The sequence below is a fragment of the Niallia sp. Marseille-Q9988 genome, from assembly GCF_976954375.1.
Genome location: NZ_CDRJSZ010000012.1, coordinates 20416 through 33977 on the forward strand (window position 1 = coordinate 20416; position 13562 = coordinate 33977).

The 13562-nt window shown below is 34.6% G+C and carries 10 protein-coding genes; 8 read left to right on the forward strand and 2 right to left on the reverse strand.

Going from position 1 to position 13562, the window contains the following annotated elements:
* Positions 1–67 precede the first annotated feature (67 nt).
* From ACWNMZ_RS19620 to murC, 3 genes are all read left to right on the forward strand, one after another.
* Positions 68–868: a DUF1444 domain-containing protein gene (locus ACWNMZ_RS19620; RefSeq protein WP_031540512.1), complete on the forward strand. Its 801-nt coding sequence runs from the start codon at positions 68–70 to the stop codon at positions 866–868.
* Between the two features lie 381 nt (positions 869–1249).
* Entirely contained in the window at positions 1250–3763 is a 2514-nt protein-coding gene (locus ACWNMZ_RS19625; protein WP_449598830.1) for a DNA translocase FtsK, read from the forward strand.
* Between the two features lie 456 nt (positions 3764–4219).
* Positions 4220–5518, forward strand: coding sequence for a UDP-N-acetylmuramate--L-alanine ligase (gene murC / locus ACWNMZ_RS19630; protein WP_031540514.1), 1299 nt, complete (start codon positions 4220–4222; stop codon positions 5516–5518).
* Between the two features lie 124 nt (positions 5519–5642).
* On the opposite strand, the gene ACWNMZ_RS19635 is transcribed toward murC, so the two are convergent.
* The gene (locus tag ACWNMZ_RS19635) at positions 5643–6758 is read right to left on the reverse strand and encodes an aminopeptidase (protein WP_349205202.1); all 1116 of its coding nucleotides are present in this window, start codon (positions 6756–6758) and stop codon (positions 5643–5645) included.
* A 270-nt stretch (positions 6759–7028) separates the two neighbouring features.
* Between ACWNMZ_RS19635 and ACWNMZ_RS19640 the strand changes: the two genes are divergently transcribed.
* The 3 genes from ACWNMZ_RS19640 to ytxJ all read left to right on the forward strand — a co-directional run bounded on the left by ACWNMZ_RS19640 (position 7029) and on the right by ytxJ (position 8492).
* Positions 7029–7472 carry a DUF948 domain-containing protein gene (locus tag ACWNMZ_RS19640; protein ID WP_035416867.1) on the forward strand — a complete coding sequence of 148 codons (444 nt, stop codon included), beginning with the start codon at positions 7029–7031 and terminating at the stop codon, positions 7470–7472.
* A gap of 17 nt (positions 7473–7489) precedes the next feature.
* Positions 7490–7957 carry a YtxH domain-containing protein gene (locus ACWNMZ_RS19645; RefSeq protein WP_031540517.1) on the forward strand — a complete coding sequence of 156 codons (468 nt, stop codon included), beginning with the start codon at positions 7490–7492 and terminating at the stop codon, positions 7955–7957.
* 208 nt (positions 7958–8165) lie between these two features.
* The gene (gene ytxJ, locus ACWNMZ_RS19650) at positions 8166–8492 is read left to right on the forward strand and encodes a bacillithiol system redox-active protein YtxJ (protein ID WP_031540518.1); all 327 of its coding nucleotides are present in this window, start codon (positions 8166–8168) and stop codon (positions 8490–8492) included.
* Between the two features lie 132 nt (positions 8493–8624).
* Here the strand turns inward: ytxJ and ACWNMZ_RS19655 are convergent, their stop codons facing one another.
* Complete coding sequence (locus ACWNMZ_RS19655) at positions 8625–10784, reverse strand: cell division protein FtsA (protein WP_349205203.1); 2160 nt, start codon at positions 10782–10784, stop codon at positions 8625–8627.
* Positions 10785–11044: 260 nt separating this feature from the next.
* On the opposite strand from ACWNMZ_RS19655, the gene ACWNMZ_RS19660 reads away from it, so the two are divergent.
* On the forward strand, positions 11045–12121 hold the full coding sequence (locus tag ACWNMZ_RS19660; protein WP_031540520.1) for a bifunctional 3-deoxy-7-phosphoheptulonate synthase/chorismate mutase: 1077 nt from the start codon (positions 11045–11047) through the stop codon (positions 12119–12121).
* A gap of 385 nt (positions 12122–12506) precedes the next feature.
* The gene (gene ccpA, locus ACWNMZ_RS19665) at positions 12507–13505 is read left to right on the forward strand and encodes a catabolite control protein A (protein ID WP_349205204.1); all 999 of its coding nucleotides are present in this window, start codon (positions 12507–12509) and stop codon (positions 13503–13505) included.
* The last annotated feature ends 57 nt before the right edge of the window (positions 13506–13562 follow it).

The window sequence follows — 13562 nt, forward strand, 5'->3', positions numbered from 1 at the left end:
ATAAGATGGGATAGAGTATAATAAAAAAAATGACACCTAATAGGACGGAAGTGAAGCAAGAATGAAAATGACCAGTAAAAAAATGAAGGACATGCTTAAACAACGAATTAATAACGAGGATCGGACATTTACTTTTGATAGTAAAAAAGATTTGGTACGCATAGAAAGCAAGCAGACAGGCAAGGGCGTTACGGTCTCTTTACCTGAAATAATTGCAAAATGGGAAACACAAAAAGAGAAAGCAGTAGATGAGATTGTTTATTATATTGAGCATGGATTAGGAGCAATTGAAAAAGATAGCAAAATAGATGGGAAAGAGAAAAAAATCTTTCCAGTTATACGTTCTACTTCTTTTCCACAGCAATCGAATGAAGAGATTCCATTTATAACAGATGAGCATACAGCAGAAACAAGAATATACTATGCCTTAGATATGGGAAACACGTATCGTCTCATCGACGAGAAATTAATGGAAAAGGAAAAGTGGACAAAGACAGCTATTAAAGAGATGGCTCTCTTTAACGTAAGGTCTCTACCAACTAGTGTAAAGACAGACAGTGTTGCAGAAAATATCTTTTATTTTATAAATAGTAATGATGGCTACGATGCAAGTAGGATATTAAATGATGCATTTTTAAAAGAAATGGACGAACAGATGGAAGGAACAATGACTGTTGCTGTGCCACATCAGGATGTCCTTATAATTGGAGATATTCGAAATGAAACAGGGTATGATATACTTGCCCAAATGACGATGAGCTTTTTTGCAAGTGGCAGAGTTCCAATTACTGCATTATCTTTTCTCTATGAAAATGGAGAATTAGAGCCAGTGTTTATATTAGGGAAAAATAAAAAGCGCGAAAAATAATCGTATGAATGTAATCAAATCGATGCATAAATTACTTTTGAATGACATCTAATTGAAATGTTTTTATATTAAAATAACATGCATGTAGGTTGAAAGATACCATGGAGAAGAGGAACACCATTTCCTTTGATGAAAACGGGGAAATTACCCCGTTTTACTTAATTAAAAAGAGAAACTTGATGAAAGGGCAATTAGGAATCAAAAAACTTTCAAATCGTTTCTCTTTTTTTGTAAATGACTCTCATTATACGAATCGATGTTTAATTTTTTGTTTAGTCTCTTCCTGAATAGGGAAAGGAAGAGATGTTAAAAAATAGTGCTCGAAATTCTGAACATAACTGTTAAAATAGTAATGAGATTTGAAAGAAAGAGTGATTAAGTGTGAATTGGTTCAAGAAAGTATTTAAACAGTTTGTTAGTGAAGAAGATGAGCTGAACCAAATTGAAGAAACGGTAGAGGAATACGATCAACCAAACAAGGAATCAACAGCATGGAAAAAAGAGATGGATTCCAAAGTTATTTATCAATATCCGAAAGGAAACTTTCGCTTTCCGTTAATTCCAGATGGGGATGAAGACGATAGGAAGGAAATAGAAAGGAAAACTAGAAGAGAGAAAGCAGGACAAACTTTCGCGGATGAAAGACAAGATAGCAATCAACCATTTAATCGTCCATTAAAAGAAGAGCCTAAAAGTAATCCGAGGGAAAATCAAACATCCAATACATATAGTTCTAATCGACCTTTTAAGCCGACAGAAACAATTTCTCCTATATATGGATATAATCGCCCGGAACGAAAAGAAACGAGTATTACGATACAACAACCAAGAGTAAAAGAAGAGATTGAATCTCCGGTTGAATCGGCTACTATCCAGACAGAACAAAGGCAGAATGAGGAATTACTTGCATGGAAAGAAATAGTGAATGATAAGATAGCTGTAGCACAAGAACAACCTACATCCACTCAGGAAGTAATCGAGCCAATTAATGAGCAAGAGGAAATACTTTCTCTGTTTACAGAAGAATGGTTAGAGAGTGAGAAAAACTTGCAATATAAGGATAGTGGGGATAGTTCACTAGAAGCGGAAGAAATAGTTTCACCTGAAATGGATGATGAAATTACTACACAAACTGAAAGGTTAGTAGAAGAGCAAGAACAAAACGATCAGCCGATTTTGCTGAAAGATTTGGAAATTAGGGAAGAAAAAATTCCTGAGCAAAATAAGGAAGAAATCATTGGAGCAATTGAAGAAGAAGCGCGAGAGACAGAATTACAAGAAAAAGAAAACAAGAAAGCAACCTCTTCTAAAAAAGGTCCATTGCCTTTTAATGTATTGATGCTAAATAAAGATAGACAGTCTTTGGCTAATAAAAAAGTCGAAAATAAAGCCTATGAGAAGCCGCTTCAGCAACCGAAGTTGGAAGAAGAAACCACTTCTATGCTAGAGAAGGATATGGAGAACCATCATGATTTACCATATTACGTTTTTCCAGAAGAAAATTTATTACATCCCCCTATTTTGCAAATAGAAAAGGACGGCTGGATTGAAGAGCAGACACTACTTTTAAATAATACATTTACTAACTTTAATGTTCATGCAAAGGTAGTAAATGTAACACAAGGACCCTCTGTGACACGATATGAAGTACAGCCTGAGCCAGGAGTTAAGGTTAGTAAAATTACAAACCTTTCGGATGATCTAAAATTAAGCTTAGCTGCTAAAGATATAAGAATTGAAGCACCAATTCCTGGAAAGCATACGGTAGGAATAGAGGTGCCAAATCAAAGTAGCCGACCTGTGCTAATAAGAGAAATTTTGGAAAGCGATGAATTTAAAAATTCATCTTCTCCTTTAACTGTCGCTATGGGATTAGATATTTCCGGTAAACCAATCGTAACAGATTTACGAAAAATGCCACATGGCTTAATCGCTGGGGCAACTGGTTCTGGGAAAAGCGTATGTATAAATACAATGCTTGTTAGCTTGCTGTATAAGGCAAAGCCAGAAGAATTAAAGCTATTGTTAGTGGATCCTAAAATGGTTGAGTTGGCACCATATAATTATGTGCCGCATTTAGCTAGTCCCGTTATTACAGATGTAAAGGCGGCAACGGCTGCATTAAAATGGGCTGTAGAAGAGATGGAAAGAAGATATGAGTTATTAGCACATGCCGGGGTTAGAGACATTACTAAGTTTAATCAACTAGCTGATGAACATAAAAGATACAGTGACAAATTGCCTTATTTAGTTATTGTGATTGATGAATTAGCGGATTTAATGATGATGGCACCAGCAGATGTAGAAGAAGCAATTAGCAGAATAGCTCAAAAAGCAAGAGCGTGTGGAATTCACCTTTTGATTGCCACACAGAGACCTTCAGTTGATGTTATTACCGGTTTGATTAAGGCAAATGTGCCGACACGAATCGCTTTCTCTGTCTCCTCTCAAATTGATTCACGAACCGTAATAGATATTAGTGGTGCCGAGAAGCTATTGGGTAAAGGAGATATGCTGTTTTTAGAAAATGGAACATCAAAGCCAGTACGATTGCAAGGTACCTTTGTATCAGATGAAGAAATTGATCAAGTAGTGGCCCACGTTAGAAAAGAAAGAAAACCTGAATATTTATTTGAACAAGAAGAGCTGTTAAAAAAGGTCCAAATGTCTGAAGAAGAAGATGAGCTATTTTATGAAGCATGTGAATTTATTATTGAACAAGGTGGTGCTTCAACATCTAGTCTTCAAAGGAACTTTAAAATTGGCTATAATCGGGCAGCAAGGCTGATTGATATGATGGAAAAGCAAGGGTTTATATCAGAAGCAAGAGGAACGAAGCCTAGAGAAGTATTAATCACAGAAAGTGAATTAATACAATTGCAGGACAGTGAATGAAAAAAGGCTGTTTTCTAAAAAATCGTATTTTATTAATAAAAAAGAATTAGTTGGAAAAATAGAGTAGCGTTATACCTAGACCTAATGAGAGAGTAGCGAGCCACTTTGAGACCCTGCAGAAGCGATTTTAGTGCGAGCCCTGCGGAAAGCGAAGTGTATTTTAGACTTGGGGATAGAGTAACATCTTTACGAAAAAGCTATAAGAAAAGGCATTTGGTTAAAAATGTCATACATTGGAAATGTATTGTTGCGTAGTTTTTCAACTTAAAAGATGATATAATGAATAAATGTGAAATAAAAAAGGAAAAAAAAGTTAATGTTTAGCGAGAACATGAATAAATGCTAAATGAGAAAAAATAAAATAAAATCAAAATTGCATACATATAAATGCAATTAGCAAATTGAATGAGGATATCATATACTGTTAAAAGATATGCGTAGTTGGAGGTTCTTTATATGACTATTTACCACTTCGTAGGTATAAAAGGGTCGGGGATGAGTGCATTAGCACAAATTTTACATGATATGGGTTTCGAAGTACAAGGATCAGATGTGGAGAAAACATTTTTCACTCAGGTTGCTTTAGAACAAGCAGGAATAAAAATTCTTCCTTTTCAACGAGAGAACATTAAACCAGGAATGAATGTGATTGTTGGGAATGCTTTTCCTGATACACATGAAGAAGTAGAAGAAGCAGTGAAGCTAGGACTTCCAGTTATTCGTTACCATCGTTTCCTTGGCGATTTTATGAAGCAATTTACAAGTATAGCCATAACGGGTGCGCATGGTAAAACATCGACGACTGGGTTACTTTCACATGTAATGAAAGGTGCTAAGCCTACTGCGTATTTAATTGGTGACGGAACGGGTAAAGGGGTAGTAGGAGCAGAATATTTTGCTTTTGAAGCTTGTGAATACAGAAGACATTTTCTTTCGTATTTCCCTGATTATGCTGTAATGACTAATATTGATTTTGATCACCCAGATTATTTTGCTAATGTGGATGATGTATTTTCTGCCTTTCAAGAAATGGCATGGCAAGTTAAAAAAGGAATTTTTGCTTGTGGAGATGATGAACATCTACAAAAAATTCAAGCGAAAGTACCGGTAGTATTTTATGGATTTGGTGACGAAAATGACTTCCAAGCAAGGAATGTGGAGAAAACAACGGAAGGCACAACGTTTGAAGTGTATGTACGTAATACGTATTACAATACATTCTCTATCCCGACATTTGGTGATCATAATATCTTAAATGCTCTATCGGTGATCGCGCTTAGCCATTATGAAGAATTGGACGCAGAAGTCGTGAAAGAACGTTTAATGACATTTGAAGGTGTTAAACGAAGATTTACAGAAAAGACAATCGGTACACAGGTAATTATTGATGACTATGCCCACCATCCTACAGAAATCAAAGCAACGGTGGAAGCAGCACGTCAGAAATATCCTGATCGTGAAGTAGTTGCTGTATTCCAGCCACATACATTTTCGCGTACACAAGCGTTTCTTCAAGAATTTGCAGACAGTTTGAATTTGGCAGATTCTACCTATCTATGTGATATATTTGGTTCTGCCCGTGAAAATCACGGTAAACTAAGCATAAAAGACTTAGCAGATAAAGTACCGGGAAGCAAAATCATTTCCGAAGAAACGATTTCTTCATTAAGTGAACATAATAACAGTGTCATCTTGTTTATGGGCGCAGGCGATATTCAAAAATATCAAAGTGCTTATGAAAAAACATTAGAATAGACAATAGGACTCTTAGCTTCATATTTAAGAGGGGAAAGAAAGGGATCAGAATGTTAATTCTGATCCCTTTTTTGACAATTTATACGGATATTTTAAAAACCAAATGTTTAGAATTTCAATATCATTACTTTAAATTCTCTGGATTCAATGCTTCTAATTCTGGAATGACAAACTTACCATCTTTTCTGATGAGCACATCGTCAAAGTAGATTTCTCCGCCACCATAATCAGGACGTTGAATATTTACCATATCCCAGTGGATATTGGAGTTATTGCCATTATAGGCGTTATCGTAAGCTTGTCCTGGTGTAAAGTGGAAGCTTCCATCGATTTTCTCATCGAATAAGATATCTTGCATCGGATGTAAAATATATGGGTTTACTCCAATAGCAAATTCACCAATATAACGAGCACCTTCATCTGTATCCAGAACTTTGTTCAATCTTTCTGTATCATTTGAAGTTGCTTCAACAATTTTTCCATCTTCGAACTTTAAGTTTACATTTTCAAAAGTAAAGCCCTGATATGGGGAAGGTGTGTTATATGTTAGTACTCCATTGATTGAATCTCGTACAGGAGCAGTATAGACTTCACCATCTGGGATATTCATTTGTCCAGAACATTTTATTGCAGGAATATCCTTAATAGAGAAGGTTAAGTCTGTGCCAGGACCAGCTAAACGAACTTTATCTGTACGATTCATTAACTCCACAAGGGCATCCATTGCTATATCCATTTTCCCGTAATCTAGATTACATACATCGAAATAGAAATCCTCAAATGCATCTGTGCTCATTCTCGCAAGCTGTGCCATGGATGCACTAGGATAACGTAGGACAACCCATCTAGTTTTTGGCACACGAATTTCTCTATGTACCTTTTTACCAATTGTCGATCCTTCAATCTTCATTCCCTCTGCTGGTACGTCTGCAAGTTCATTAATGTTATCGCCAGCACGAAGCCCAATGTATGCATCCATATTACGCATTACATTTGCTTCAAATTGTGCCATCATTTCATATTGCTCTTCTTGAGCTCCTAAAAGCAAGGAACGATTAATATCATTGTCTTTTAGGGAAACAAATGGGTAACCTCCAACAGCGTATGCTTCACGGACAAGGGCTTTTACAAGCTCCTTTTGAAGTCCAAAGTTTTCAATAAGTACTTTTTCTCCTTTTTGTAAACGAACAGAATAATTAATTAAATTTTTTGCTAGTTGATCAATGCGTGGATCTTTCATATGTACCTCCAAGTTTTATAAATGTGATAACTTTCTTATTGTACCCGAAAAAATTTTTTCCTTAAATATAAACGGTTATAAAAAATAAGAAATAAGAAAAAAATAATCAGAATCGGACTCTTTCTATTATTTTTCTCCACAAACATGGTCCCGTAGTAGAGGAATGGAAAGGAATCATTTGTTTCTGTAAGTTTTTCCAATTATAATAAAACTAAGGTTTTAGTCATAGCGATTGTGGGAAAAGACCAATAAAGTGGAGGTGCGATAAGGATGATAAATCTTTTATATTTAAGTGTAGCTTTAATAGCTATAGCATTTACAATTCTAGTCATTTATGTTGCTAGAACATTGAAATCACTACATATCACGCTTGATAGTGTTTCAAAAACACTTGTCGGGTTAGAAAGGCAATTAGATGGCGTTACAAGAGAAACAACAATTTTATTACAAAAAACGAATGATTTAGCTACAGATATTCAACAGAAATCGGAAAGTTTAAATTCAGTCGTAGATGCAGTCAAGGATGTAGGAACAAGTGTACAAGGTTTTAATCAGTCTGTTCAAACGATTACGCAAAATGTAGAAAATACACTTACGAAAAATCAAGATAAAATAGCTCAAATTGTTCAATATAGCAAAGTATTTATGAATATTAAAGATCAGTGGCAAGCTAGAAAGACAGAACAAAATCGAACGCGAGTAAGAAGTAATTAAAAGGAGGATGTTTAATAATGAAGCGAGAACAAGAAATAATCCATGCAAATGAAAACTCAAGTACGAAGGATTTTCTAGTCGGTGCCATTTTAGGTGGGGTTGTCGGTGCAGCTACCGCTTTATTTCTTGCTCCAAAGCCTGGAAAAGAATTGCTTCATGATTTGAACGGACAAGCAGGAGCTTGGAAGGATAAAGGAATTGAATTAACGGATACTGTAAAAGAAAAAGGCACAGAGTTCATTTCCATTGCGAAGGATAAAACAGACAAGATTAGTAATGTAGTAACAAAAACTTCTAGTGATATTATGGATAAGGTGAAAAGTACGAAAGCACAAGATAATACTTCTGATCATTTTGATGAACTGAAAGAAGAGGCATCTGATTTAAGTACTAGTTTAAAAAGCTCGGAATTTGATGAAATTCAACAAAAACTAGCAGAAACAAAAAAAGCATTTGATGAAACAGAAAGTAAATACAATCATTGATAAGGACGATTTGTATAAAATATCGTTAAAGTTTGCAGTCTATATTACCATTCGCTTTCTACGCTAAAAAGAGACAGTCTTTTAAGTTAAGCTACATGCAGATAGCCAATAGGTATATAGGCTGTTTTAAGTAGATTGATTCCTTTCTAGAACCCTTTCGATTAGTTAAAGAGTCTTAGGAAAGCTATTTAAGATAGGATGGTTAGAAATGAAAAAAATAGACACTGTTGAAAAATTTGAAGGTCTTGTTCAAAGTAAAGAGATATTTTGGTTGGTTAAGCATAGCTTGACATGTCCAATTAGTGCGAATGCTTTTGATGAATATAAACAATATGCGGAAGATAATAAAGAAATCGCTACATACTATTTAGCTGTACAAGAATCAAGAGCATTATCTAACTATATTGCAGAAAATTATCAAGTAAGGCATGAATCTCCGCAAGCGTTACTTTTTGAAAACAATCATATTGTTTGGCATACATCACATGGAAAAATAACGGTAGATTCTTTACAAAAAGCTGTGATTGAAAGATAAAGTAGGGTAGTCCTAGCGATTCAGCTAAAGATAAGTAAAAATCAAATTTTACATAAAAAGGAAGTCGGAAGATGGTAGTCTGACTTCCTTTTGTAATGTTAAATGATTTATAACCGTTTATTTGTCTTTATTCTAACTTCCTGTTTTAACAGGCCAAACGATTGAAAGCTTATCGTTTTTTTTTATAGGGGTTAAAAAGGTTGCACGTTCTCCGTTTCGTAAAAGCTGAAAAGATCCCCCGCCGTTTTGAGGCATATTAATATTTACAAAAGCGAATAAATCTTGAAATAAAAACCCCTCAAATGGTTTTTGCTCTATTCTAATGTCATCTCCACTGTATAAAAGATCATCCAGTTGTAGAATTTGTCCCTTTCTTTGTATTTGTGCTAATTGTTTTGTAAGGGTTATTTTTTTGTCATTAAAATAGACAGGAAGTATTTGGTACATTAAAATTTGTTTTTTTTCTGTTAATTCTTGAACAGTTGGTGTCCTTCTTTGTTCTAATATAATTTCATCATTATGTTCAAAATACTGACTTATACGACAAGGCAAACCATTCTTAATAATTTTTCCAGAAAAAGCAGGAAGAATCGTTTCTTTTCCGTTTATTAAAAGTTGGAATGGCTGAAGTTCATCAATAAGATGGGTTAAATTTAGTGATTTTAATGCCTCATGAATGGTGGTATCTGCGTGATATACGATGATATCTTTATCTTCTACTTGGTAATCACTTGAAACAGCTTCTCCATTGCATATAATCTTAGAATGAATCGTATAGCTTTTATTATTAATCATAATATTTTTGTCTGCTTCTGTATCAATTAAGTCCTTTATTTGAACAATTGCTTGTTCTCCATCCTTCCCACGGTAAACGGTTAATGCTTCTCCATCCTTCACTGTATCTTCTAATGAGCAAGGTATTTCATTTCTTAAAATAGTTGGTCCTTTGCCATGACTTCCTGGAATAGTTATTTTTTGATTATTTATCGTAACAATCATAGCATTGCCTGGTTTTCCATATAGCTGGGTCATCTTTATGCCAGATGCCAAAAGACAATCTCCAACGGTTAATTTATTTACTTCAAATAATCTGACAGGTTGTTCATTAATATAAACCGTTTTATATTGGACTGGCATTTTTTCAGCTGTAATAGCGATTCCAATTGGTGTTACAAGCTCTGGTCCAAAGTGGAAGGACTTTTCAAAGGTTAGTTGGGTGATAGCATCGATTCCTCTTATTGCAACTCTATTAGCAGGCAAATTTAGCATTTCTGCAATCTTCAACTGTAATGCCGGCGTTTGGCTTCCGCCACCAACTAGCATTACTGCTTTAGGTGATTTGTGATTATTTAACGAAAGAATTTCCCTACAGATGGTATCTGCCAATTTATCTAGTGCTGGCTCGATTTCTTTAATAACCTCTTCTTTATGTAATTCAGTCGTGAATCCAAGGATATCTGAAATCTCAATATGATCATTTTGAGATAATTCTCTTTTCGCCTTCTCTGCCAGTGGAAAGTCTAATAAATATGCATCACTTAGTGCCTCGGTTATTTCATCTCCCGCAACGGGGACCATTCCATAGGCAATAACAGTACCAGAATCAGTAATTGCTATATCAGATGTTCCAGCCCCAATGTCTACTAAAGCAACATTTAATCTTCTCATGGAGGGGGGTATAAGTACATTGATGGCTGCAATTGGTTCAAGCGTTAAAGCTTGCATTTCTAAATCTGCTCTATGTAAAGCAGCTATCAGGGATTCGACAACAACCTTAGGTAAAAAAGTAGCGATAATTTCTACTTTTGCAATTAAACCTTGCTGGTCAATTAAGCTACCCATTTCTTGATCATCAAGAGAATAGTGGAGAACAGAATAGCCAACACAATAATAAAATTGTCCTTTATCACGTTCATTTTTTTCTGCAACAGAGCTTTGAGCTTGCTGCACAGCAGTCAATTCCAAATGTAATATATCTTCTTTTGTAATTAACGGTTTTCTTTCTATGTTCATTTCATAAGATGCTCGTTCTGTCTTTAAAGCTCTTCCAGCAGCTGCAACACTAACTTTTTCCAGAGGGCCATGTTTTATTTCTAATTGATTTTTAATTTCTTTAATAATTTTAGATACGGCTAATACGTCATGAATTTGACCATCTAACATTGCTCTTTCTGTATGTTCAATGGCTAAAAGGTCAGAAACATGATATTTGTCTTCTTTCTTTTCTAAGATAATACCGACAACGGAGCGAGTACCAATATCTAATGCAAACAGTTTTTCATTATTTTGCACAGAAAAACACCTTCTTTTTTATTTAAATATAAACTCTTGTTCAAGGCAGAATCATTTATTAACATATTAATTATAACGCTTTAACGCTTAAAAGCGTTTAATTATTAAAGAAAAATAGTGACAAGGCGATAAATTTGATTTATAATTAATCCAATTAAAAGAAATGTAACATATTTTTGTATTTGTATAAAGAATCTAGGCAAATTGTATAATGGAATTATACGGTTTTGGTCTTTTTTAATGAAGGGATGAGGATGATTGTGAGCAATAAGGAATTGGAAGAATTACGTAATCGTGTAGATGAGCTAAACTTAGAAATTTTAGAAAAAATTAATGAGCGTGCAAGCCTTGTTCAAAAAATTGCGCAAACAAAAGATACCCACGGTGTACATCGATATGATCCAGTCCGTGAAAGAAAGATGCTTGATCATATTTTAAATAAAAATAATGGTCCATTTGATAATGGAACTATTTCTCATTTATTTAAGCAGATTTTTAAAATGGGCTTACAATTACAACAAGAAGATGATAGTAAAGCATTATTAGTATCACGTAAGAAAAAGGCAGAGGATACAATTGTTGATATTAAAGGAACAAAAATTGGTGATGGTACGCCAAAATTTGTGTTTGGTCCTTGTTCAGTTGAATCTTATGAGCAAGTAGCTCAAGTTGCTGCATCGGTGCAAGCAAAAGGGCTAAAGCTTCTTCGTGGTGGTGCATTTAAGCCGAGAACATCTCCTTATGATTTCCAAGGCCTAGGTGTAGAAGGTTTAAAAATATTAAAAAGAGTAGCAGATGAATATGATTTAGCAGTAATCAGTGAGATTGTGAGTACGGAGCATATCGAAACAGCTCTAGATTATATTGATGTCATTCAAATTGGTGCACGTAATATGCAAAACTTTGAATTATTAAAAGCAGCTGGTAGTGTGAAAAAACCAATTCTATTAAAACGTGGATTAGCGGCAACGATAGAAGAATTTATAAATGCTGCAGAATATATCATGTCCCAAGGGAATGACCAAATTATCCTTTGCGAACGTGGTATTCGTACGTATGAGCGTGCAACAAGAAATACATTAGATATCTCTGCGGTTCCTATCTTAAAACAGGAAACGCATCTGCCAGTCTTTGTTGATGTAACACATTCGACAGGAAGAAAAGATTTGTTATTACCTTGTGCAAAGGCAGCTTTAGCAATTGGAGCAGATGGAGTAATGGCAGAAGTTCATCCTGATCCTGCAGTAGCATTATCTGATTCTGCACAGCAAATGGACATTGAACAATTTGATGAATTTTACCGAGCAATACAATCTACACCTTATGTAAGAGTTTAAAGCTCTAATAGAATAGGTAAGAGCCCCGTTCGTGTTAAACTAACATGAACGGGTTTTTTATCTTATAAACGGGTAAAGAAAAACTATGTAATATAAATGATTACTTATACATCAATAGGATAATTATTTATATTTTTCTCGTTTTTATGGTAAACTGAATGGAAGAATGCTCAAATAAGGTTTTATTTTACTAAATGACGAAAAAAAGTCGATTTTTTTGAAAAAAAATGAAAGCTTGTCATTGCGGCTTTTGCGACGATATCGTATCATTAGTACATAATTAGACAAGATTAGCTAAATAAAAATCGATTATGATTAGGAAGTAGCTTCTTGCCGTAAAATAATAGAAAGAAATTAGTTCGACTAAAAGGAGTGCAAAATAACAATGAATATAACAATATATGACGTTGCAAGAGAAGCGAGTGTTTCTATGGCAACCGTTTCCCGTGTTGTTAATGGAAATCCGAACGTAAAGCCAACAACAAGAAAAAAGGTTCTAGAAGTTATCGATCGATTAGGATATCGTCCCAATGCAGTAGCGAGAGGGCTTGCAAGTAAGAAAACAACAACTGTTGGAGTAATTATTCCAGATATATCAAGTACTTTCTTTGCAGAATTAGCTAGAGGGATTGAAGATATTGCTACAATGTATAAATATAATATTATTTTAAGTAACTCTGATCAAAATAAAGATAAAGAGCTACATTTATTAAACACGATGTTAGGAAAACAAGTGGATGGTATTGTATTTATGGGTGGTAATATAACAGAGGAACATGTTACTGAGTTTGAGAAGTCTCCTGTGCCAATCGTTCTTGCTGCTAGTATAGAGGAAAGCAAGAAGATTTCTTCTGTTAATATTGATTATGCTCAGGCTGCATATAATGTGGTGACTAGCTTTGTGGAGAAGGGTCATAAGTCTATTGCAATTGTTCTAGGATCCTTAGAAGAGCCAATCAATAAAAATGAGAAATTAGGCGGTTATAAGAAGGCTTTAGAGGCAGCTGGGATTGCTTATAATGAAGATTTAGTAATTGAAGGAGATTATACCTATGAATCTGGTATGGAATCTTTTGATAAATTAATGGAAATTGATAATAAACCAACCGCTATCTTTGTTGGTTCAGATGAAATGGCTTTAGGGGTAATTCATGGAGCTGAAGATAAGGGATATAAAGTTCCGGAAGATTTTGAAATTGTGACATCTGATAATACGAAATTAACTTTAATGGTACGTCCACAACTAACAACTGTTGTACAACCTTTATATGATATAGGGGCAGTAGCAATGAGATTGCTGACCAAATATATGAATAAAGAAACGGTGGAAGATCATATTGTAACACTTCCACACCGTATTGAATCTCGTAAATCAACAAAATAATGATTTATTAAAAACCAAAGCTGGAGAAAATTCTAGCTTTGGTTTTTTGTATGGGAA

Coding starts and splice junctions, on each gene's coding strand:
- ACWNMZ_RS19620 (WP_031540512.1), top strand. CDS start 68: ATGACCAGTAAAAAAATGAAGGACATGCTTAAACAACGAATTAATAAC.
- murC (WP_031540514.1), top strand. CDS start 4,220: ATGACTATTTACCACTTCGTAGGTATAAAAGGGTCGGGGATGAGTGCA.
- ACWNMZ_RS19635 (WP_349205202.1), bottom strand. CDS start 6,758: ATGAAAGATCCACGCATTGATCAACTAGCAAAAAATTTAATTAATTAT.
- ACWNMZ_RS19640 (WP_035416867.1), top strand. CDS start 7,029: ATGATAAATCTTTTATATTTAAGTGTAGCTTTAATAGCTATAGCATTT.
- ACWNMZ_RS19645 (WP_031540517.1), top strand. CDS start 7,490: ATGAAGCGAGAACAAGAAATAATCCATGCAAATGAAAACTCAAGTACG.
- ytxJ (WP_031540518.1), top strand. CDS start 8,166: ATGAAAAAAATAGACACTGTTGAAAAATTTGAAGGTCTTGTTCAAAGT.
- ccpA (WP_349205204.1), top strand. CDS start 12,507: ATGAATATAACAATATATGACGTTGCAAGAGAAGCGAGTGTTTCTATG.